Consider the following 20,801-nt stretch of genomic DNA (forward strand, 5'->3'; position numbering starts at 1 on the left):
GAGCGCGCGGATGCTATTGGACCATGTGGCAATTGCCGGTGAAACGCTGCAAGAGGCGCGGAATTTCGTCGAGAACGCGCTTGGTGTGCACCTGCAGCCCGGTGGGGAACATGCGGTTTTCGGCACGCATAACGCCCTGCTGGGATTGGAAGAGGGCCTTTATCTGGAGGCCATTGCGGCTAACCCGGCAGCGCCAAAACCCGCGTACGCCCGGTGGTTTGACCTTGATCGGTTTGCAGGAACGGCACGTCTGACCAACTGGATTTGCCGGACAGAGGACATCACCGGAACGCTGGCTGCTCTGCCCGGCGACATGGGCCGCCCCGTCGCGCTGGAACGAGGGGATTTGCGGTGGCGGATGGCGGTGCCAGAGGATGGTATTCTGCCATTCGACAATTGTGCGCCTGCGTTGATCCAATGGGATACGCCTCTGCACCCGGCGCTGATGCTGACCCCTTCCGGGGTCCGCCTCAGGCGGCTGACCATTCAGCACCCCGAAAGTGCGGATTTACAGGCGCGTCTGGCACCACATCTGTCAGATGACCGGGTGCAATACGCACAGGGGCCTGCGGGATTGCATGCGGCATTCGACACGCCCCATGGTCCCCGCGACATCGCGTGAGGCTCCGCCCGGCGGTAGCGGCGGACGCGGGCGCAATCGCGGCGCTCTGGAACCCGATGATCCGGGACACGCTCTCTACCTTTACGACGGTTGAAAAAACGCCTGAGGATATCCAAACGATGATCGCCGCACGAAAAGACGCCTTCCTTGTGGCACGGGAACGGGATGCCTGTGTGGGCTTCGTTACTTTCGGTCCGTTTCGAGCGGGACCGGGGTATGCGGCGACGGTCGAACACACTGTGATCGTTGCGGACAGTGCACAGACGCGCGGGACCGGGCGCGCGTTGCTGAGCGCCGCCGAAGATGCCGCCCGTCAGCAGGGCCACCACGTGATGGTCGCGGGGATCAGCCACACCAACAAAGGTGCCCAGATGTTTCACCGGCGGTTGGGCTACACGGAGGTTGCCCGCATGCCGCAGGTCGGGCGCAAAGCGGACCAATGGCTGGACCTTGTGCTGATGCAGAAAATCCTATGACGCGACGCTTCGCCCCCTGACACGCCCGGGGGGAGCAGGTAAGGTTGCCATCATGTCGATCTGGTCCCGCATTTCCGAGGCGCTGTCGGCCCTTACCGCGGGTGAGGGTCTCTCTGCGGTATTCGACCGGTTGCGCAGCCCGCCCGAGCGATCCGTGGCCTTTACCATCGCCGTGATTGCCCTGGGGGCAAAAATGGCAAAGGCCGATGGGCAGGTGACGCGGGACGAGGTGACGGCCTTTCGCGAGGTGTTTCACATCGCGTCGCAGGATGAGCAGGGCGCGGCGAAGGTCTTCAACCTCGCCCGGCAGGATGTGGCCGGTTTCGAGGACTACGCGTCGCGAATCCGGGAGATGTTTGCCAGCCAGCCAGAGACGCTGCGCGACCTGCTGGAGGGTCTTTTTCATATCGCCATGGCGGATGGGTTTTATCACCCGAATGAAGATGCGTTTCTGGAACGGGTGACCGAGATCTTCGGGCTGCCACAGGCGGAGTTCAGTCGCCTGCGCATGCGATTTGCGCCCGATGCGCGGCAGGACCCTTACGCGGTTTTGGGGGTCACCCCCGACACGCCACCCCAAGAAGTACGGCGCGCGTGGCGCAGGCTGGTGCGGGAAAACCACCCCGACGCAATGATCGCCCGCGGGGTCCCCGAAGAGGCCATGCAACTGGCCCAGAAACGCATGGCGGACATCAATCGCGCCTGGGATGAGATTGCGGGCGCCGACGTCTGATGCGTCTGGCGACCTACAACATCGAATGGTTCACCAATCTCTTTGACGACGACAATCGCCTGTTGCGCGATGGCGCGTGGTCTGCGCGCCACAACGTGACGCGGGCAGAGCAGGCGGACGCTCTGGGCGTCGTGTTTCACGCGCTGGACGCGGATGCGGTCTTGATCATCGAGGCGCCGGATTCAAACGGCAAACGCCAGACCGTGCCTGCGCTGGAGGATTTCGCCGAGGTCTTCGGGCTGCGTGCGCGCCGGGCCGTGATGGGGTTCATGAATGAGACCCAGCAGGAAATCGCGCTGCTTTTTGACCCCGATCACCTGCAGGCGCGGCATGCGCCGATGGCGGGCACGGGCACGGTGCCGCGGTTCGACGGCACCTTCGAGATCGATCTCGATATCGATGCGACCCGGGATCAGGTCCGCTTTTCCAAACCACCCCTGGAACTGGACATTGAAACGGCGTCGGGCGTGTCGTTCAGCCTGATCGGCGCCCATCTCAAATCCAAGGCGCCGCATGGCGCGCGCAACAAGGCACATGCGATGAAACTCGCCATCGCCAACCGCCGCAAGCAGCTGGCACAGGCGATCTGGCTGCGCGCGCGCGTGGATCAGCATCTTGCGCAGGCGCGTCCGCTGATGCTGATGGGGGATCTCAACGACGGGCCGGGGCTGGATGAATTCGAGGGCCTCTTTGGCCGGTCGTCGGTGGAGATCATTCTGGACGGGGAGGCCGGTGCCCTCTTTGATCCGCACGCACGCCGGGCGCTTACCTCCCGGCTGGGCGCGGCGCCCACGTCTGCCCGTTTCTGGATCAAACCGGAGAAACGATACCTGCAGGCGCTGCTCGACTACATCATGGTGACGCCGGATTTGCAGCAGAGAGGGGCCAGTTGGCGTATCTGGCACCCGCTGGATGACCCCGCGTGCTGGGCGAATACCACCTTGCGCGATGCGCTGGTGACGGCCTCGGATCATTTCCCGGTCAGCATCGATCTGGACATCTGACCTCGAAGAATCGCGCCGAAACGCCTATATTGCCACCATGACACGCATTCTGACGGTTCTGATCTTTTGTCTTCTCTGTGCCGCACCCGTTGCCGCGCAAGAGGATGACGCGCCCTCAATGATGGAGCGCGGCGCGCAACAATTCCTCGAAGGCCTGCTGCTGGAGATGGAGCCTGCATTCGACAGCATGCGCGGTTTCATGGAGCAGATGGGACCTGCTCTGACGGACCTGATGGGGCAGATCGAAGATTGGTCCGTCTATGAAGCACCGGAAATCCTGCCCAACGGTGACATCATCATCCGTCGCAAGCCCGAAGGTGCAGAGCCATCCGAAGAGACGCCGCCTCAGATCGATCTTTGAGCGGTTCCGCGGATTTTCTTGACTTCCACCTCCGCGCCCAGAGAGGAGGCCAGTGACATCAACCGCGCCTCCGCGACTTCGCCGAAAAGCGGGACCATATCCGGCGTCAGGCGCAGGTGCAGCACCTTTTTCTTCGGGAACCAGCGCAGCGTGCCGCGTTCCGCGTCCTGCGTCATCCAGAGCATGGAGCCAAAGCGCATGGCTTTTCCCAGGATTTCCGCGTCCAGCTGCGTCTTTTCATCGATGAGATCATAAAGCTCTTCGAACCGTGTGCCCTGGCGCTTGTTGGAATAACGGTGCAGCAGCGCAAGACCCAGAAAGACGCGTTCCGAATGCTTGAGACCGCCGAGGTTGGCGCGCGTGGCATTGTCGAAACAGGTTTCCGCACGGTAGTCCGGGTGGGCGCGCCAACTGACGTCATGCAAGAGGCAGGCGGCCTTGATCAGCCGCCGCCGCGCATCGGGCACCGAGCGGAAAATAGGGTGGATGAAAGCATAGAGCAGCTTGCCGAACCCGGGCATGCGCGCGTCTTTGGCTTCGGCGAAACGGCAGGATTCAATCAGCGGATCGCGATCGCGCAGCCTTTGCGGCATCTGCTCATATAGCATGCCCTCGCGGATGCCGTAGCTGGAAATCGCGATGTCCTTGGGGCGGAAGGTCTTGACCAGGCGGCTCAGTACTTCGGTGGCCAAGGGCACAAGGCTCATACGGGCCGAGGAAATGCCACAGGCGGCGCGCAGCTCCTCCAGATCGGCCTTTTGGATGAATTTGACCGTGGCGCTGACGCTGCGGGCGGTCATCCGGTATTCGTGCAGCACATGCAGCGGGTAGTTGCGCCGGTGCATGTCTATGCGGGCAATTGCGCGCCAGGATCCCCCCACGAGAAACAGGCGGTCGCGTTGCACGCCCATGGTTTCCTGCAACTGCAGCATCGTTTCCTTGATGTGCACGCGGCGCGCGGCCTTGCCGCCCTTGATCTCCTGCAGCTTCAGGGGTCCGAGCGAGGAGGAGACGCGGCGGCCCACACGACCGCCTGAAATCTCCGCCAACTCCATGGAAGAGCCTCCGATATCACAGACCAGCCCGTAAGAGCCGGGCCAGCCGAGCAGAACACCCTGCGCGGAGAGGCGTGCCTCTTCCTCTCCGTCGATGACCCAGATGCGCAAGCCGGTTTCCCGCAGCACCTCCTCGCGGAATTCAGGTCCGTCGCTGGCATCGCGAACGGCGGCGGTTGCGACGACCGTCAGTTCGGGCAGCCCCATGCCCTGCGCGAGATGCTGGAACCGGCGCAGCGCGCTGAGCGCGCGTACTCGGCCCTGGGGGTTCAGTTTGCCGCTTTCCGAGAGACCGGCACCAAGCGCACACATGATTTTTTCATTGTAGAAATAGGCGGGCGAGCGCGCCGCCCCGTCAAAGACCACAAGCCGCACGGAGTTTGATCCGACATCGACCACCCCCACACGCGATAGCGCCCGCGCGCTGGGGTCCTGAAACAAAGGTCGGCCAAAAAGCCCCATGTCTGGGTGGTCGAGCTGCGCTAGGGCAGCATCGGGCACTTCAGTTGCTTCGTTCATGCAGACATCCGGCTTTTGCTGACACCACCCTGTTCAATAACCAGCTATGGGTCAACCGGGGCGTTGTGACAAGGTTTCCTGGTCAAGGGTACGCGTGCGGGTGCGATTTCAGTCTTCGGTATGGGTCAGTTTCGGCACATCCGAGGCCCCGGCAGAGCCACGTCCGGAGAGAGATGGGTTTTCCATGAAAAAACGGTGGCAGTTGAAGGCAAATGCCCCTTCGGGCAGCGGCGGACGTTCGAATGTGCCGTCCGGCCCCATGACCCAGCTTTGCGCGACGTCCGCAAGGTTGGCGGCCATGATCTGGCTGACGATCTGTGCCTTTACGGTGGCGTTTTCGATCTCCACCAGCGTTTCCACACGGCGGTTGAGGTTGCGCCCCATCCAGTCGGCGGAGGAAATGAACACGCGCGATTTCTTGTGCGGCAGGCCGGCGCCATTGCCAAAGCAGACGATGCGCGAATGCTCAAGGAATCGCCCGACGATGGATTTCACCCGGATATTGTCGCTGAGGCCTTTGATGCCCGGCCGCAGGCCACAGATGCCGCGGATCACCAGGCTGATGTTTACGCCTGCCTGCGAGGCGGCATAGAGCGCGTCAATCACCTCGCTGTCGATCAGGGAGTTCATTTTCGCCCAGATCACCGCCGGTTTACCCTCCCGCGCGTATGCCGCCTCCGCGGCAATCAATTCCAGCAGGCGCGGCTTCAGGGTTGTGGGCGAAATCGCCAGATTGTCGAGGCTTTCGGGCAGCGCATAGCCGGATAGGTAGTTGAAGACCTTCGTGGCATCGCGCCCGAGCCGCTGATCGCAGGTAAAGAGCGACAAGTCGGTGTAAATCCGGGCGGTAATCGGATGGTAGTTACCGGTGCCATAGTGCGTATAGGTCACCAGCTGATTGCCCTCGCGGCGCACAACGGTCGAGATTTTGGCATGTGTCTTGAGGTCCAGAAACCCATAGACCACATGGGCGCCCGCCCGCTCCAACCGCCGGGACTGCCGGATGTTGGCGGCCTCGTCAAAGCGCGCTTTGAGCTCCACCAGTGCGGTGACCGATTTGCCATCTTCGGCGGCCTCGCAGAGCGCCTCGACAATCGGACTGTCGCGCGAGGTGCGGTAGAGCGTTTGTTTGATCGCAACCACCTGCGGGTCCCGCGCTGCCTGCTGCAGGAAGCGCACCACCATATCGAAGGTCTCATAGGGGTGGTGCAGCAGCATGTCCTTGGATCGGATCGCGGCGAGCATGTCGCCATCATGGTCGGTCACCCGTTCGGGCACGCGCGGCGTGAACATCGGCCAGAGCAGGTCAGGACGCGCGTCCAGCACCAGTTCCTTGAGGTCAGCGGAGCCGATCATTCCGTTGATTTCGATGACCTCTTCCTGATCGACCCCTAATTCCTCCATGATCACGGACTTCAACTGCTCCGGCGCACCGGAGGAGTGGGTCAGGCGCACGACCTCGCCGCGCCGACGGCGTTTCAGCGCCACCTCGAATTCGCGCACGAGGTCTTCGGCCTCTTCCTCGACCTCCAGATCGCTGTCGCGCAGCACGCGGAACTCGAAGTGGGCCTTGAGCTTGTAGCCGGGAAAAAGCCCGGACACGTTCAGCACCAGCAGCTCTTCGAGCGGCAGAAAACGGTGGTGCCCGTCCTCTGCGGGCAGGGCCACAAATCGGTCGATCTGGGCCGGGATCGGGAGCAGGGCCTGCAGTGGTCGTTTGTCGGAAACCCGTTCGAGTTGCAGCGCCAATGCGTAGCCGGTGTTGGGGATGAAGGGGAAGGGGTGCGCGGGATCAATGGCCAGCGGGGACAGAACGGCAAAGACCTGCGTCAGGAAGACGTCTTCGAGATACTTGCGATCCTCTGCGGTCAGGTCGCCGCTGCGCAGAACCGAGATATTCTCCTTCTCCATCTCACTCAGCAGATCGACCAGCACATGTTGCTGGGTTTCCATCAATCGCCGGGCGTTTTCGTCGATCAGGGCCAGTTGTTCGCTGGGGCTGAGCCCGTCTGCCGCGGGCGTGGTATTGCCCGCGTGCGCCAGTTCCCGCAGGCCCGCGACGCGGACAGTGTAGAATTCATCGAGGTTTGCCGCCGAGATCGAAAGAAACCGCAGGCGTTCCAGCAAGGGCACGCGCGGGTTTTCGGCTTCCTGCACCACACGCCAGTTGAAGCCGAGCCAGCTCAGTTCGCGATTAAAGAACCGGGCTGGCCCGCTGGCATCGAGATCGGGCATCTCGGTGGCGGCGGGAAATTCGGCGGAAAGGAAATCGGCTTGGGTCATGGAGGCCTTGTGCGCGAGCTGTGTAAACTATCTATGACAGTTATCGCGCAGGGCCCTGATCATTGTCCAGCAACGTTGCTGCAAGTGCCCGTGATATCGGGCGTTTTTGTGCCAATGAGGCAGTGTCGAGGCGCTCCACCAGCGCGCGCGCCGCGGCAAAAGAGCGATCCATGCGGCGGATCAGATAGGGGATCAGATCCGCTTTTGGTGTCACCTGACGATCCGCAAAGAGCTTGGCGAGCACAGCGCTCAGCAGCGTGTCATCCGGCGCATCCAGGGCGGCGGATTGCGCCGCAGAAACGCGGCTGGCCAGATCGGGTAGGGTAAGGCCCCAGTCGCGCACCGCGCCGCAGCCGGTCAGCAACAATGTGTGACCCTCTGCCAGCACGAGGTTGTGCAGGTGAAAGAGTGCTGTTTGTGCATCAGCATCCGTCGCGATCTCCGGCACGTCTTCCACAGCGACGGCACCCTGCGCAAGCTCTGGAATGTCGTGTCGCGCCAAATCCCTGGCAGAGAAAATGCGCGCGCCGGTCTGGGTGGCCCAGACATGGGCGAGATGTGTCTTGCCTGCCCCTTCGGGCCCGGTCAGCACCAGCTTGTCGGCCCGCGCGCTTTCGATCATCGCCACCGCAACGGCATTGGAAGGCGCGACCAGAAAGTCCGCCCGCCCCAGCGCCGGAACGCTTGGAAGATCAAAACCCAGTTGCTCCGGCATGTCAGTCCTCTTTGCGCCCGGACAGGCCACGGTAGAGCAGCGAGTCCTTGTATTGCGCGACGCCAAACCGCGTGACGACGCCAATGGCTGCGGCGACTGGCACGGCGACCAGCATGCCGACAAAACCGAACGCCGCGCCAAAGACCGACAGCGCAAGGATCAGCCAGACCGGATGCAGCCCAACGGAACTGCCCACCAGTTTCGGGGTGAGGATGTTTCCTTCAACCACCTGGCCGACCACGAAAATACCCGCAACCAGCCCGATGGAAATCCAATCTCCCCAGAACTGAAAGAGCGCCAGACCAATGGCCAGGGCACCGCCGATCAGGGCGCCCAGATAGGGAATGAAGGTGACCAGCCCGGCGACGAAACCGACGACAAGACCGAATTGCAGCCCGACAATCATCAGGGCGATGGCATAATAGGCGCCGAGGATCAGGCAGACCGTGCCCATCCCGCGAATGAAGGAGGCCAGCGTTGCGTCGATTTCGCGCGCAAGGTTGCGGATGGTGTCCGCGTGGTCGCGGGGCAAGAGATCATCGATGCGCGCCACCATCCGGTCCCAGTCCAGCAGCAGGTAGACAGACACCACCGGCACGATGACCAGCAGGACAACCACGTTCAGCAGAGAGGCGACAGAGCTCAGCGCGGTTTCCAGCAATTGCGCACCCCGGCTCTGGATGGTTTCCCCCAGCGAGCTGATCGACTGCCGCAGGGTGGAGCTGTCATCGAGCAGCGATGGGAACCTCTCGGTCAGAAAGGCCGTGATGCTGCGGGAGTAATCGGGGGCGACGTTGACCAGCTGCAACGCCTGGTTGACCAGGGTCGGGATCACCAGCAGGGCCATCAGCACGAAGATCAGAATGCCAACAATCGTGATCAGCCCGGTGGCGGCGACCCGGCTCAGCCCCATCCGTTCCAGGCGGTCGGCGACGGGGTCGAGGAAATAGGCAATGGCCCCGCCCAGCACGAAGGGCAGCAGCACATGGCCGAGCGACCACAGGATCATCAGGAAAACCGCCGCTGCGATCCCCCAATAGAGCAGTTGTTTCTGTACAGGCAGCGCCATCACATGCTCCGATGCATCTCTCTTGCGGTGACATCGCCCATGCGGGCCGGTCATTCAAGGCACTATCCGTCAATTGGCGGGGGGAGTGCAACGGGTGGTCGCGCGCGCTCTGATGCTGGCCCGTGATCCGCTGACGCAAAAGGCCCCGCAGAGTGCGAGGCCTTTTCGGGATTTCCGGTCGAGATCAGTGACAAGCGGGGCGTGTGCCGGGCAGCAGGACCTTGTCGACCACGTGGATGACACCATTGTCCGCCTCGATATTGGCGACGATCACATTGGCGGTTTCCCCTGTGCCATCGGCAATCGAGACACCGTCCGCGCCCTTGCTGATGCACAGACGTTCCGACGCGAGGACCGGCTTGAAGTAGGTGGAGCCGTTCGGGATCATCTCGGCGGTCAGTTTGCGGTCATCGACATGGTAGAGCAGCACGTCTGTCAGCTGGCCCTTGTTTTCAGGCTGCAGCAGGGTGTCCACGGTGCCTTCCGGCAGCGCGGCAAAGGCATCATTAACCGGGGCGTAGACGGTGAAGGGGCCGGGGCCCTGCAGCGTTTCGACCAGTCCCGCCGCGGAAACAGCGGCGACAAGGGTGGAGAAGCGGTCATCGCCGGAGGCGATCTCAACGATGTCGGCAGCCTGGGTAGCGGTCCCGAGCGTCAGTGCAGTGGCAGCGGCAGCAGCGATTTTGTGGATGGGTGTCATGGATTGTACCTCCTTGAAGTGCATTGATGTCTGATTGACATGCAAGGCTTACGGGGGGTTGGCCTGCACGGATCAGCCTCCTCGCGGGCTTGTGAGAAACGTGTAACATTTGCACACGCACCAGATTGTCGCGCGCCCGTTACCGCTTTTTGGCCGTCAGCGCGGCGACCGGACATTCCGGTTTCACGATTGCGGGTCCTTGGTCTTTGGCCTAATCAGGGCTGATCCAAGACCTGAAAGGACGTGCGATGCGCCTGACCCGATATTTCCTGCCTGTTCTGCGCGAAAACCCAGCGGAGGCGCAGATCGTGAGCCACCGCCTGATGCTGCGCGCCGGTATGATCAAGCAGCAGGCCGCAGGGATCTATTCGTGGCTGCCGCTGGGCTTCAAGGTGCTGCGCAAGATCGAGAACATCGTGCATGAAGAACAGCAGCGCGCAGGCCACATGCCGGTGCTGATGCCCACGGTGCAGCCCGCCGATCTGTGGCAGGAGTCGGGCCGCTACAACGCCTATGGTCCCGAAATGCTGCGCATTCGCGACCGGCATGATCGCGACATGCTCTATGGTCCGACCAATGAAGAGATGATCACCGATATCTTCCGGGCGCATATCAGTAGCTACAAAGATCTGCCGATGACGCTCTATCACATCCAGTGGAAATTCCGCGACGAGATGCGCCCGCGGTTCGGGGTGATGCGGGGCCGCGAATTCCTGATGAAGGACGGGTACAACTTTGACCTGACCAAAGAAGATGCGCTGCACGCCTACAACCGCCACCTTGTTACCTACTTGCGCACCTATGAACGCATGGGCCTGCAGGCGATCCCGATGCGCGCCGACAGCGGACCTATTGGGGGCGATGACACCCATGAATTCCTTGTGCTGGCGGAGACGGGCGAGTCGGAGGTCTTCTACGACAGCGCCGTGACTGACCTGACATTCGGCGACCGCGAGATTGATTACGACAGCGTGGAGCAATGCGCGGGCGTTCTGGAGGAATTCACCTCCAGATATGCCCGCACGGATGAGACCCATGACGCGGCGCTGTTCGAGCAGGTGCCCGAAGAACGCCGCCGCACTGCGCGCGGCATCGAGGTGGGGCAGATTTTCTATTTTGGCACCAAGTATTCCGACGCCATGGGGGCCACGGTGCAAGGACCCGATGGCAAGCCGACGCCCGTGCATATGGGCAGCCACGGTATCGGTGTCAGCCGCCTGGTGGGCGCGATCATCGAGGCCAGCCATGACGACAAGGGCATCATATGGCCCGAAGGCGTGACGCCCTATCACTGCGGTATCGTCAATCTCAAGCAGGGGGATGCGGAAGCCGATGCCGCCTGTGAGAGCCTCTACGCCAGCCTGACGGCGCTCGGGCTGGAACCGCTCTATGATGATCGGGATGAACGTGCGGGCGGCAAATTCGCCACGATGGACCTGATCGGTCTGCCCTGGCGGATCACCGTCGGGCCGCGCGGCTTGAAAAACGGGGTGGTGGAGCTGACCAGCCGCCGGACCGGGGAGAGCGAAGAGCTGCCACCGGAACAAGCCGTTAAGAAGATTGCCGAGATTTACAGCGGGCATCGGTCGAGCGAGCACGTGCAGATGATGGGCAAACGGTCGTTCCACACCTACATCTGAGGCTTTGCGGCAGGTCGCGCTTCTGTTAAACTGACACCTGTGCCGCCGGGGGGCGAGCAGGAGCGCAGACATGATCCTTCGCGCAGTGACCTTGGCCGTCGGGCTGACCGGCGCCTTCGGGGCCGCACAATTCCCCGCTTATTCACAGCAATACATGCAACGCCTTGGCGGGGCAGTGGATGCGCTGGCGCAGGTGGTGGCCGATTTCGATGCCTCTGCCGCCAAGGAAGGTCTCAGCCGCACCGAGGCCCTCGCGCAGATGCGCGGCACCGCCTTTGTCGAACGCCGCCGGGCCGACATGGTCCAAACATTCGACCGCTATGCACGGTTGCGCGCCGATCTTTCGGTGCTGCAGGGTCAGGGGCCGTTCATGCGGGCCTATCATGCCACGCATCTGACCGATGCAGAGATTGCCAAACGGGCCTGGCAGGCGTTCCAGCCAGCCTTTCCCCTGACGTTGGCGACCGGCATTTTCGCCTTTGCCGGATTTCTTCTGTCGACCTTCCTGCTGGGGCTGACGCGGGCTCTGCTCCGCTGGTCGTTGCGTCGCAGGTCATTGCCTGCTTGACCCTCTGCCGCCAAAGCATCAGGTTGCGCGCAACCACGGATCAAGGAAAAGCATGGCTTCTTCAACCGCGCCTTTTGCGCCTTTCGAATGGATGATCGCCTGGCGTTACCTGCGCGCGCGCCGGGCCGAAGGCGGGGTCAGCGTGATGACCTGGATCAGCCTGATCGGCATCACCCTCGCCGTCTTTGCCCTGATCGCCACATTGGCCGTCCGCTCCGGATTTCGGGCGGAGTTCGTCGATACGATCCTCGGTGCCAATGCCCATGTCACGATCTACTCGCTGGGGCAGGTGACCGAGAACGGGCAGATCGACCGCTCCATCACCGATTACGAAGCCCTCGCCGAAAGCCTGGCCGCCGTGCCCGGTGTCACGCGGGCAGCACCGCTGATCAAGGGGCAGGTGATGGCCGCCAATCAGGGCCGCAATGCTGGTGTCGAGATATTCGGGATCGACGCCGCAGATCTGCAGACCCTGCCGCGCATTGCCAATCCCGAGACCGCGCGCGGGGACATCGCCGATTTCGACGCAGGGATTGCACTTGGGTCCGGCGTGGCGCGGGAACTCGGCGTGGGCATCGGAGACAAGGTGCGGCTGATCTCTCCGAACGGTGTGAAAACCGCCTTTGGCACATCCCCGCGTGTGAACGCCTATGACGTCACCTATATCTTCAGCGCGGGGCGCTATGACATCGACCGCACTCGAGCCTATCTGCCATTCTCCGAGGCGCAATTGTTTTTCAATAGAGAGGGGTTGGCAGACGAAATTGAAGTGATGGTTGAGGTGCCGGAGCAAGTGGATGCACTTTCTCCGGCCCTGCTGGCAGCTGCGGGAGAACGGGCACAGGTCTGGACCTGGCGCGATGCTTCCGGCGGGTTTCTCCGCGCGCTGGAAGTGGAGGACAACGTGATGTTCGTCATCCTGTCCATATTGGTTTTGATCGCGGCGATGAACATCGTCTCCGGGCTGATCATGCTGGTCAAGAACAAGGGGCGCGACATCGGCATCCTGCGCACCATGGGTCTCAGCCAGGCATCGGTGATGCGTGTGTTTTTCATCTGCGGGGCTTTCACCGGATTGTTGGGCACGCTTTTCGGCGTCATCCTCGGTTCGCTTTTTGCGCTCTACATCGATCCGATTTTCTCATTCGTGAATGTCATGATGGGCGGTGGTGTCTGGGATCCGTCCATTCGCGGCATCTACGCGCTGCCCGCGGAACTGCACCTGACCGATGTGCTGTCTGCGGTCGCACTGTCGCTGGGGCTCTCCTTTGTGGTCACCATCTTCCCGGCCCGCCGTGCCGCCCGGATGAACCCTGTCGAGGCCCTGCGGTATGAGTGACGCCGTCCTGACGCTGAGGGGGATCGAGAAGTCCTACAATCGGGGTCTGCCCGGCGAGGTCACGGTGTTGCGTGGCATCGATCTGGCGGTTGCCAAGGGAGAGGTTGTGGCCCTTGTGGCGCCGTCCGGCGCGGGAAAGTCAACGCTCTTGCACATCGCCGGACTGCTCGACACCGCAGATCAGGGCCGGGTGGAAATTGACGGGCAGGATATGACGCGCCTCTCCGACAATCGGCGAACTGCGGTGCGGCGTGCTGATGTCGGCTTTGTCTACCAGTTCCATCATCTGCTCCCGGAATTCTCCGCCGCAGAGAACATTCTCTTGCCGCAACTGGCCAATGGCACAGCGCGCGGTAAGGCCGAAACCCGGGCGCGCAACCTGTTGGACCGCGTGGGCATCGCCCCCCGCGCCACCCACCGGCCGGCGGCCCTGTCCGGGGGCGAACAACAGCGCGTGGCCTTCTGCCGTGCGCTGGCCAACCAACCAAAGCTGCTTCTGGCGGATGAACCGACCGGTAACCTTGACCCTGAAACCTCTGATCAGGTCTTTGATGCGCTGATGGAACTGGTGCGCGGCACCGGGCTTTCGGCCGTGATTGCGACCCACAATATGGAGCTGGCTGCCCGGATGGATCGGCAGATCCGCCTTGACGCAGGCCGATTGGCGCCAGCCTAGACATACCATGTGTCGCTTGACGGCCCGTTCCTCTTTCGCCCAACCTGCACTCAGACAGGGGCGGGGAAACAATACATGAGCCACCACACGCTGGATGAGATTGAAAGCCTTACCAAAAAGGCACTGCTGGCCCACGGGGCAACGCCCTTCGTGGCCACCGAAGTTGCACGGGCCGTGCGGGCGGCGGAAGGCCATGGCAACAAGATATGCGGTCTTTATTATGTCGAAAGCTATTGTCTTCAGCTTGAAAGCGGGCGGGTCATCGGGGACGCGGCCCCCGTGGTCAGCACCCCGCGCCCGGCGGCCTTGCATGTGGACGCACAGTTCGGTTTTGCGCAGCCTGCCTTTGCGCTGGGATTGATCCCCGCGTTGGACGCAGCCCGACAGTTCGGCACAGCCACGCTCGCCGTTGGGCACGCCCACACCTGCACGTCGCTGGGCTATTTCACCGAGCAGATTGCCCGCGCCGGGTTCATCGGCATCGGCTTTACCAACGCCTCCCCCATCGTTGCGGCGCCCGATGGGAAAACCCGGGTGATCGGTACCAATCCAATCGCGTTTTCGGTGCCGGACGGGGCTGGTGGCCTGGCCATGCAGTTCGATCAATCGACGACAACCGTTGCTCTGGGCAAGATCACCATGGCCAAGGCGTTGGGGCAGCAGATCCCGCTGGGGTGGGCGCTGGACGAGGACGGCAAGCCGACCACGGACCCGGAGGCCGCCTTGCAGGGGTCTCTTGTCTCCACGGGGGGACACAAGGGGTGGGGCTTTGGTCTGATGGCCGAGATACTTGCCGCCGGGATGACCGGCTCCGTCCTCTCCGCCAGTGTCAAACCTTTGAAGGCGCCGGTCGGTCCGCCACATGATCTGGGGCAGTTCTACATCCTGATCGATCCGGGCACATCAGCGGCCTTCGACGCGCGCCTCGCCGCGCTGGCGCAGTTGGTGGCGCAGGATGAAGGGGCGCGGATGCCCGGCCAGAACCGACAGATGGCGGATGAAGTGGAAGTGGACGCGGGCACATGGTCCCGCCTGGAGGAGTTGGCCGAAGGCCCTAGACCTTCTGCGTGACAAAAACCCCGGCGGCCATGAGCGCGATGCCCAGGGCCCGGCTGGCATCCATCGGCGTCACGCGCGCGCCGAAAAGCCCGAAGTGGTCGATCATCGCGGTGCTGATCAACTGCCCGAGCAGCACGAAGAACACCGCATTTCCGACCCCGAAATTCGGCGCGACAAAGGTGATGGACAGCACGTAGAAAGCGATCAGCACCCCGGCCAGCAACAGATGTTTGGGCGCTGACACAACCTTGGTCAAAGCCTGCGGCCCAGTCACGACCATCACCACCGCACAGGTCAAAAAGGCGATGGTGAACAGCACGGTGGCCGCCGCCGCCGGCGATCCGATGCGCACGCCAAGGGCCGCGTTCAACGCCGCAAGCACGGGGATGCCGATCCCGGCCAACAACATGATTACAGCGTAATGAGCCATTCATTCTTCTCCTATAGGCTGACGCGGAACAGTTGCGACCATGGCGGCGCGGCACCGGATCGGCAAGACCGATTGCACGCCGCTGCGTCAGGATGATCAAGCGTGAGGGTCACATGTCGATACGTTTATGGTGGATAGGGCTGCTGGCGAGCGTGGCGGTGACGGGCTGCGGCGAGGGGCGGGACCGGTCGGCCTCCGGTGCTGCGCTCTTTGCGCAGAACTGTGCGGTCTGTCACGGTCAGGACGCGCGTGGTGGCGGCGGTGGCGGGGTCGAAGGGCTGAGCAAAACGCCGCCTGACCTGACCGGCCTGGCTGCGCGTAATGGGGGAAGTTTCCCGGCGAAGGACGTGCTGGCTGTGCTCGAAGGCTATGCGGTCGATGGCCAGCGCGGGCGCCACATGGCCGGGTTCGCCGCCCTGCAAAGCGAGGACCGCAAGCGCGTCCGCCTCGACGGTGCACGTATCCGCACCACGCCCCCGCTGGCGGATCTGCTGGTCTATCTGGAGGCTGTGCAGCGTCCCTGATCAGCGGCAAATGCCACCAATCTCCACACCATCCCAGGGCAACAGCACGTTATGCGGACGCGCTTCGGGCAGGGGGGCGACGGGCATCGCGCCAGAGATCAGCCGGTGCAGGCGTTCGGTGCGTGGCGCTGTAGGATCAAGCGCGCGGCAGCAGACGAACTCCTCCATGATCGCGCCCTGCTGCTCAAAGCCGAAGTCGCTGAATTTCGGGTTGGCATCGAGATCGAAAAGATATGGGTCCCGCGCACCGTCATGCTCAAACGCCGCGCGCAAGGGGGTATAGCCGGTCTCCCTGCGGTTCTGCCATTGCCAGACATGCACCATCTCATGGGCAAAAAGCATGGTGGCGACGAGGCCGATCTGATTCGGATAGTCAGGCAGGTAGTCATCGAGATACCAGTCCTTGTCGAAAAGGATACGGTTCCAAAGCGCGACGGCCGCGGGCTTGGAGGTCACGATCTCATCGGTGCGCGGCGGCAGGATGCGCTCGCGGCAGGTGGTGCGCGGGCGTGGCTCACGGCGGAAGGTGACGGCGCGGGTGGGCGCACCATCGACCAGCCGGACCTTGGCCGTGTCGAGCGTATCGCCATGGATCGTTCGGGCAAAGGCCTCTTCGGTGGGCGTCAGCGGTCGCCCGCAGGCCGTGAGGATCATCAGGAAGAGGAGAGCAAATCGCATGTTCTATGAGGGCCTGAAAAGCGCTGTCGGATCAAGCCCCCGCGGGCGCAGAACAAGCAAAAATGAACATCGGTGGAGTGGGCGGGTGTTGCGCAGGCAACGCATGACCTTACGGCTGTGCGGCCATCACGCGAAACAGCAGTTCAGGGCCGCGCCCGACCTCGGGCCGGAGGGCGTCTTGCAAACGCTCCGGTGGAGCGTTTGAGCCCGGAGGGATGCGGGAAGGGAAGTATCAGTGGGCATGTAGTGCGCTCTCCTGGGTGTAGGGTGAAGCCGGTCTGCAAAGTCTCTGGGAGAGAGTTTGAGTGCTAAACGGGCGAAGCCCTGGACGGGCGTGGCCCGAGGCGGGGCCTCGGGGGATTGAATCTTACTTCTTTTTGTTTGGCCTTTGAGTAAGCGCAGACGCTGCTATTGACTTCGGAGCAGGAGGGCGTTTCAGAACTTGATAGCTTGAGTTGTGGCCGCCCTTCATGGTGCTACCACCACGGATTGTTTTAACCGCGGGCCCCTTCCTCGCTGTGTTCGTCGCCATCGTAAAACTCCTCATTTTCCGTGTACGGAAATTCCAACCATATATTAGATTTAGGCAGAGATAAGTAAAGGTGTGGTACTCTTGCTAATTCTTTACCGTCCTCACCGTAAATATAGGCATCTTCTAACAAAATTTCACGTATTTCTTCCTTCTCGGAGAACGAGTTCACCCAACCAGAGTAAGTCACGCCGATATCAGTGTTCCTGACATTAACGTACTCAACGTGTGGTTGATTTGAATTGAATGTAAACGTCCAGACGTCTTGATCTCCAAAGCGTTTAGTAGCGCCTATCCACTGAAGAAACCTCATAAATATGCGATAGTTCTGGAAAAACATCCAGAAAATCGCAAGCCCGATTGCTAAGGGTACTGACCACAAAATTTCATCGATAAACATCGTGATATCTAGCGTTTTGTCTGCGCTAGAAAAACTCTCATCGCTGAAGTCGTACCCGAGCAAAGAGTAGATGAGATACAGGACACCATATGTAAGCAAACCAAAAGAAAACGCCTTTAGTACAGTGTTGAACTGATTAGACTGCCCGCCGGTGACGTACTTGCTGTCAAGGTTGGCCCAGATTATGCCGGGGAGAAATACTAGAGCAAGTTGTGCTACCACAAAGTCCATTGAAAAACCTCACTCAAACATCCAACTCCTCCACGAACTTCGCGTTTTCCTGAATATACTGGAACCGCAGTTCGGGCTTTTTGCCCATGAGACGCTCGACGAGGTCTCCGGTCTCACCCGGCATGTCTTCGTCAATCGAAACCCGGATGAGCTTGCGGGTGGCCGGATCCATGGTGGTCTCTTTGAGATCCTTGGCGTCCATCTCGCCGAGGCCCTTGAAGCGGGAGACGTCGATCTTGCCTTTGCCGCCCAAACCCTTTTCAAGCCACATGTCCTTTTCCACCTCGTCCAGGCAGTAGACCCGCTTGGCCCCTTGGGTCAGGCGGAAGAGCGGCGGGCAGGCGAGGTACAGATGCCCTGCGTCGATCAGCGGGCGCATCTGGGTGAAGAAGAAGGTCATCAGCAGGGCGGCGATATGGGCGCCGTCCACATCGGCGTCGGTCATGATGATGATCTTGTCATAGCGCAGATCGTCGAGGTTGAATTTCGTGCCCATGCCGCAGCCCAACGCTTCGCAAAGGTCGTTAATCTCGGCGTTGCTGCCCAGTTTGCTGGAGGCCGCGCCCAGCACATTCAGGATCTTGCCCTTCAGCGGCAGCAGCGCCTGCGTGTTGCGGTTGCGCGCGCCCTTGCCGGAGCCGCCGGCCGAGTCGCCCTCGACGATGAAGAGCTCGGTGCCCGCGCGGTCCTTGGAGGTGCAATCGGTGAGCTTGCCGGGCAGGCGGAGTTTTTTCGTGGCGGATTTGCGGGCGGTTTCTTTCTCCTGCCGGCGGCGCAGGCGCTCTTCGGCGCGCAGCACGAGGAAGTCGAGGATGGCGCCGGCGGATTTCGTATCTGCCGCCAGCCAGTTGTCGAAGTGGTCGCGCACGGCGCCTTCGGTCATTTTCTGCGCGGCCTCGGTGGAGAGGCGGTCCTTGGTCTGGCCGACGAAGGCGGGGTCTGCGATGAAGCAGGACACCAGCGCGCAGCCGCCGGAGATCAGGTCCTCGCGGGTGATCTGGGCAGCCTTGCGGTTGTTCGAGAGCTCGCCGTAGGCCTTGATGCCCTTGAGGATCGCGGCCCAGAAGCCTGCGACATGGGTGCCGCCTTCGGGCGTAGGCACAGTGTTGCAATAGGATTGGATGAAGCCGTCGCGGGAGGGCGTCCAGTTGATGGCCCACTCGACCTTGCCCGCCTGCCCGAATTTTTCCTTGAAGTCGACGGTACCTGCAAAGGGTTTGTCGGCGTAGGTGGTGGAGGTGCCCAGGGTTTCGCCAAGATAGTCGGAAAGGCCGCCGGGGAAGTGGAAGGTGGCTTCGGTGGGGGTCTCATTGTCGTCGATGGCGGATTTCCAGCGGATTTCGACGCCGGAGAAGAGGTAGGCCTTGGAGCGGATGGACTTGAAGAGCCGCGCGGGCTTGAAGCGGTGGGAGCCGAAGATGTCGGGGTCCGCGTGGAAGGTGACGGTGGTGCCGCGGCGGTTCGGGGCGCTGCCCACTTTCTCGACCGGGCCGAGGGGCAGACCGCGGGAGAAGCGTTGCTCGTAAAGCTCCTTGTTGCGAGCGACCTGCACAACCATCGAATCCGACAGCGCGTTGACCACGGAGGCGCCGACGCCGTGCAGCCCGCCGGAGGTCTCATAGGCCTTGCCGGAGAATTTACCGCCCGCGTGCAGGGTGCAGAGGATCACTTCGAGAGCGGATTTGTCAGGGAATTTTGGGTGCGGATCAATCGGGATGCCGCGCCCGTTGTCGCGGATGGTCACGGCGTAGTCGTCATGCAGCTCGACCTCAATCCGGTTGGCATGCCCTGCCACGGCCTCGTCCATGGAGTTGTCGAGCACTTCGGCCACGAGGTGGTGCAACGCGCGCTCATCGGTGCCGCCGATATACATGCCGGGACGCTTGCGCACAGGCTCCAACCCCTCCAGCACCTCGATGGAAGAGGCATCATATTCAGGCGCAGCGGTATTGGACAGCAGATCGTTGGGCATCGGGCTCGAACCTCGTTTATTGGTTGTCGGCGATTATGGCAGAGGCGCAGGCGGGGGGGAAGGGAGCGAGATCAATCCGGCTCTAGAAACAGCTCCGATCTAAGGTCTTCGCAGATGCCGTCCAGCCTGGGAAAAAGCGCGGCGGCGGTGATCCCCATGGTGCGAAGTTCGCGCATGACCTCGGCGGGGTCGGGGATATCGAGATCGAAGGCAGTGATGAGCGAGATATCATGTTTAGCTTCGAGAAACTGCAGGAACCCTTCTATGTCGTGCAAATTTGTGGCCGTCAAAACGCCTTGTTGCGGCAACAGGCGGCGGTTGGCCAAGGGCAAAGCGTTCAAAGCTGTCAGATAAGGGCCTGTGAGAATGAAGGATTGCGTATTGCCGACCAAGGGTTGCACTTTTTCGATGTCGAGACAGAAGACCCGGACACGCGTTTGCCCGTGGGGTTCGGTCTTAAGCGCATTTTGTAGAGCGAAGTACATCGCGACAAAGGGCGACTTGGTCCAGTCAAGCATCGGGGTGGGAAAACCATGGTGCTGCGCCAGAGCGATGAATGAGGAATTCTGCACCGGATCGCGCCGGTCAATTCTCGCTTCGGGTACCTCGCCGCTTAGACGGCGATATAGTTCGCGCGTGTCTTGGTTGATATGCCCGTTGAGATCGTTCCGCGAAGAGCGGTGGAATGAGGTCTGCAAGGGCCAAGCCTTGGCTTGACCCCGGAAGAGTCGGGTGCGGTAAGGGCCTTTGCGCATCTCTTCGCGGAAGTTGTCCCAAGAGGTTATGCCGGGTTGTCGCCGGATCTGCGAGCGTAGTGCAACGTAGGCTTTTGTCAGTATGGCCGAACCTTCGGTTCCGATATCGGCACGCCAACGGACCTGCAACTGTCCGCTCCCGTTCAGTGCGATCGTGATTTCTACATTTTTCGCGGGCGTTAGGTCTGGGAGCCGTTCTCGTGCCTCGCGATGTGAGATAATCTGACCCGCAAAGGTATCGACCAGGTGTGTCCGTACCTTGAAAGTCTGGTCACTCGATTGATCCGAAAGGTCCAGCTCAACCAGCGTTGCAAAGAGATCTGGCGTATCCCCATCTTGAGGCAATATCCCGAGATACGTCCGTCAACATGTTCAATTCTACCCAGAGACCGCCTGGGTTCGTGCCTTTGTCTGTGCCCAACCATTGACCTTCCAGCATCGTCTTCCTTTCCCTTTCGCGCTT

At 61.7% G+C, this 20,801-nt stretch carries 21 protein-coding genes; 11 read left to right on the forward strand and 10 right to left on the reverse strand.

What is annotated here, in order from left to right; translation table 11 throughout:
- The first annotated feature begins 10 nt into the window (after positions 1-10).
- The 5 genes from ISX84_RS01270 to ISX84_RS01290 are packed head-to-tail and all read left to right on the forward strand — an operon-like array spanning position 11 to position 3,196.
- A complete protein-coding gene (locus ISX84_RS01270) occupies positions 11-622 on the forward strand; it encodes a VOC family protein (RefSeq protein ID WP_195818507.1) in 612 nt (203 codons plus the stop codon).
- Positions 619-1,098: a GNAT family N-acetyltransferase gene (locus ISX84_RS01275; RefSeq protein ID WP_195818508.1), complete on the forward strand. Its 480-nt coding sequence runs from the start codon at positions 619-621 to the stop codon at positions 1,096-1,098. Before ISX84_RS01270 ends, ISX84_RS01275 begins: the two co-directional genes overlap by 4 nt.
- Positions 1,099-1,150: 52 nt before the next feature.
- Positions 1,151-1,831: a molecular chaperone DjiA gene (locus ISX84_RS01280; protein WP_195818509.1), complete on the forward strand. Its 681-nt coding sequence runs from the start codon at positions 1,151-1,153 to the stop codon at positions 1,829-1,831.
- On the forward strand, positions 1,831-2,835 hold the full coding sequence (locus ISX84_RS01285) for an endonuclease/exonuclease/phosphatase family protein (protein WP_195818510.1): 1,005 nt from the start codon (positions 1,831-1,833) through the stop codon (positions 2,833-2,835). The genes ISX84_RS01280 and ISX84_RS01285 overlap by 1 nt, the downstream gene beginning before the upstream one ends.
- 37 nt (positions 2,836-2,872) lie before the next feature.
- Complete coding sequence (locus tag ISX84_RS01290) at positions 2,873-3,196, forward strand: hypothetical protein (protein ID WP_195818511.1); 324 nt, start codon at positions 2,873-2,875, stop codon at positions 3,194-3,196.
- Here the strand turns inward: ISX84_RS01290 and ISX84_RS01295 are convergent.
- The 5 genes from ISX84_RS01295 to ISX84_RS01315 form a co-directional block, all read right to left on the reverse strand.
- The gene (locus tag ISX84_RS01295) at positions 3,181-4,770 is read right to left on the reverse strand and encodes a Ppx/GppA family phosphatase (RefSeq protein ID WP_195818512.1); all 1,590 of its coding nucleotides are present in this window, start codon (positions 4,768-4,770) and stop codon (positions 3,181-3,183) included. The two genes, ISX84_RS01290 and ISX84_RS01295, sit on opposite strands and share 16 nt — an antisense overlap.
- Positions 4,771-4,878: 108 nt before the next feature.
- Positions 4,879-7,053 carry an RNA degradosome polyphosphate kinase gene (locus ISX84_RS01300; RefSeq protein ID WP_195818513.1) on the reverse strand — a complete coding sequence of 725 codons (2,175 nt, stop codon included), beginning with the start codon at positions 7,051-7,053 and terminating at the stop codon, positions 4,879-4,881.
- A gap of 40 nt (positions 7,054-7,093) precedes the next feature.
- Entirely contained in the window at positions 7,094-7,768 is a 675-nt protein-coding gene (locus tag ISX84_RS01305) for a chromosomal replication initiator DnaA (RefSeq protein ID WP_195818514.1), read from the reverse strand.
- Position 7,769: 1 nt separating this feature from the next.
- Positions 7,770-8,837 (reverse strand): AI-2E family transporter, encoded by a 1,068-nt coding sequence (locus tag ISX84_RS01310; protein ID WP_195818515.1) that lies wholly within the window; start codon positions 8,835-8,837, stop codon positions 7,770-7,772.
- A 184-nt stretch (positions 8,838-9,021) separates the two neighbouring features.
- Entirely contained in the window at positions 9,022-9,537 is a 516-nt protein-coding gene (locus ISX84_RS01315; RefSeq protein ID WP_195818516.1) for a fasciclin domain-containing protein, read from the reverse strand.
- Between the two features lie 248 nt (positions 9,538-9,785).
- Between ISX84_RS01315 and proS the strand changes: the two genes are divergently transcribed.
- From proS to ISX84_RS01340, 5 genes are all read left to right on the forward strand, one after another.
- Positions 9,786-11,177, forward strand: coding sequence for a proline--tRNA ligase (proS, locus tag ISX84_RS01320; RefSeq protein ID WP_195818517.1), 1,392 nt, complete (start codon positions 9,786-9,788; stop codon positions 11,175-11,177).
- Positions 11,178-11,247: 70 nt separating this feature from the next.
- Positions 11,248-11,745, forward strand: a complete 498-nt coding sequence (locus ISX84_RS01325; RefSeq protein WP_195818518.1) for a DUF2937 family protein — start codon at positions 11,248-11,250, stop codon at positions 11,743-11,745.
- Positions 11,746-11,797: 52 nt separating this feature from the next.
- Complete coding sequence (locus ISX84_RS01330) at positions 11,798-13,084, forward strand: lipoprotein-releasing ABC transporter permease subunit (protein ID WP_195818519.1); 1,287 nt, start codon at positions 11,798-11,800, stop codon at positions 13,082-13,084.
- On the forward strand, positions 13,077-13,760 hold the full coding sequence (locus ISX84_RS01335; protein ID WP_195818520.1) for an ABC transporter ATP-binding protein: 684 nt from the start codon (positions 13,077-13,079) through the stop codon (positions 13,758-13,760). Before ISX84_RS01330 ends, ISX84_RS01335 begins: the two co-directional genes overlap by 8 nt.
- Before the next feature lie 75 nt (positions 13,761-13,835).
- Entirely contained in the window at positions 13,836-14,831 is a 996-nt protein-coding gene (locus ISX84_RS01340; protein WP_195818521.1) for an Ldh family oxidoreductase, read from the forward strand.
- On the opposite strand, the gene ISX84_RS01345 is transcribed toward ISX84_RS01340, so the two are convergent.
- Complete coding sequence (locus tag ISX84_RS01345) at positions 14,815-15,249, reverse strand: DMT family transporter (RefSeq protein ID WP_195818522.1); 435 nt, start codon at positions 15,247-15,249, stop codon at positions 14,815-14,817. The genes ISX84_RS01340 and ISX84_RS01345 overlap by 17 nt on opposite strands.
- Before the next feature lie 113 nt (positions 15,250-15,362).
- Here ISX84_RS01345 and ISX84_RS01350 point away from each other — a divergent pair, with 113 nt between their 5' ends.
- A complete protein-coding gene (locus ISX84_RS01350) occupies positions 15,363-15,773 on the forward strand; it encodes a c-type cytochrome (RefSeq protein WP_195818523.1) in 411 nt (136 codons plus the stop codon).
- Here the strand turns inward: ISX84_RS01350 and ISX84_RS01355 are convergent, their stop codons facing one another.
- The 4 genes from ISX84_RS01355 to ISX84_RS01370 form a co-directional block, all read right to left on the reverse strand.
- Complete coding sequence (locus ISX84_RS01355; RefSeq protein WP_195818524.1) at positions 15,774-16,451, reverse strand: hypothetical protein; 678 nt, start codon at positions 16,449-16,451, stop codon at positions 15,774-15,776.
- Between the two features lie 494 nt (positions 16,452-16,945).
- Positions 16,946-17,611, reverse strand: coding sequence for a DUF6338 family protein (locus ISX84_RS01360; protein ID WP_195818525.1), 666 nt, complete (start codon positions 17,609-17,611; stop codon positions 16,946-16,948).
- Positions 17,612-17,624: 13 nt separating this feature from the next.
- The gene (gene parE / locus ISX84_RS01365) at positions 17,625-19,583 is read right to left on the reverse strand and encodes a DNA topoisomerase IV subunit B (RefSeq protein WP_195818526.1); all 1,959 of its coding nucleotides are present in this window, start codon (positions 19,581-19,583) and stop codon (positions 17,625-17,627) included.
- 71 nt (positions 19,584-19,654) lie between these two features.
- Complete coding sequence (locus tag ISX84_RS01370; RefSeq protein WP_195818527.1) at positions 19,655-20,683, reverse strand: FRG domain-containing protein; 1,029 nt, start codon at positions 20,681-20,683, stop codon at positions 19,655-19,657.
- Positions 20,684-20,801: the final 118 nt, after the last annotated feature.

The organism is Roseobacter sp. MH60115 (genome assembly GCF_015644665.1).
Lineage (GTDB): Bacteria > Pseudomonadota > Alphaproteobacteria > Rhodobacterales > Rhodobacteraceae > Roseobacter.

Bases quoted from the DNA above. Each gene is read 5' to 3' on its own strand.
- ISX84_RS01325 (WP_195818518.1), top strand. From the start codon at position 11,248: ATGATCCTTCGCGCAGTGACCTTGGCCGTCGGGCTGACCGGCGCCTTC.
- ISX84_RS01295 (WP_195818512.1), bottom strand. From the start codon at position 4,770: ATGAACGAAGCAACTGAAGTGCCCGATGCTGCCCTAGCGCAGCTCGAC.
- proS (WP_195818517.1), top strand. From the start codon at position 9,786: ATGCGCCTGACCCGATATTTCCTGCCTGTTCTGCGCGAAAACCCAGCG.
- ISX84_RS01285 (WP_195818510.1), top strand. From the start codon at position 1,831: ATGCGTCTGGCGACCTACAACATCGAATGGTTCACCAATCTCTTTGAC.
- ISX84_RS01350 (WP_195818523.1), top strand. From the start codon at position 15,363: ATGTCGATACGTTTATGGTGGATAGGGCTGCTGGCGAGCGTGGCGGTG.
- ISX84_RS01315 (WP_195818516.1), bottom strand. From the start codon at position 9,537: ATGACACCCATCCACAAAATCGCTGCTGCCGCTGCCACTGCACTGACG.
- parE (WP_195818526.1), bottom strand. From the start codon at position 19,583: ATGCCCAACGATCTGCTGTCCAATACCGCTGCGCCTGAATATGATGCC.
- ISX84_RS01335 (WP_195818520.1), top strand. From the start codon at position 13,077: ATGAGTGACGCCGTCCTGACGCTGAGGGGGATCGAGAAGTCCTACAAT.
- ISX84_RS01290 (WP_195818511.1), top strand. From the start codon at position 2,873: ATGACACGCATTCTGACGGTTCTGATCTTTTGTCTTCTCTGTGCCGCA.
- ISX84_RS01300 (WP_195818513.1), bottom strand. From the start codon at position 7,053: ATGACCCAAGCCGATTTCCTTTCCGCCGAATTTCCCGCCGCCACCGAG.
- ISX84_RS01305 (WP_195818514.1), bottom strand. From the start codon at position 7,768: ATGCCGGAGCAACTGGGTTTTGATCTTCCAAGCGTTCCGGCGCTGGGG.
- ISX84_RS01310 (WP_195818515.1), bottom strand. From the start codon at position 8,837: ATGGCGCTGCCTGTACAGAAACAACTGCTCTATTGGGGGATCGCAGCG.
- ISX84_RS01270 (WP_195818507.1), top strand. From the start codon at position 11: ATGCTATTGGACCATGTGGCAATTGCCGGTGAAACGCTGCAAGAGGCG.
- ISX84_RS01330 (WP_195818519.1), top strand. From the start codon at position 11,798: ATGGCTTCTTCAACCGCGCCTTTTGCGCCTTTCGAATGGATGATCGCC.
- ISX84_RS01280 (WP_195818509.1), top strand. From the start codon at position 1,151: ATGTCGATCTGGTCCCGCATTTCCGAGGCGCTGTCGGCCCTTACCGCG.
- ISX84_RS01360 (WP_195818525.1), bottom strand. From the start codon at position 17,611: ATGGACTTTGTGGTAGCACAACTTGCTCTAGTATTTCTCCCCGGCATA.
- ISX84_RS01345 (WP_195818522.1), bottom strand. From the start codon at position 15,249: ATGGCTCATTACGCTGTAATCATGTTGTTGGCCGGGATCGGCATCCCC.
- ISX84_RS01340 (WP_195818521.1), top strand. From the start codon at position 13,836: ATGAGCCACCACACGCTGGATGAGATTGAAAGCCTTACCAAAAAGGCA.
- ISX84_RS01355 (WP_195818524.1), bottom strand. From the start codon at position 16,451: ATGCGATTTGCTCTCCTCTTCCTGATGATCCTCACGGCCTGCGGGCGA.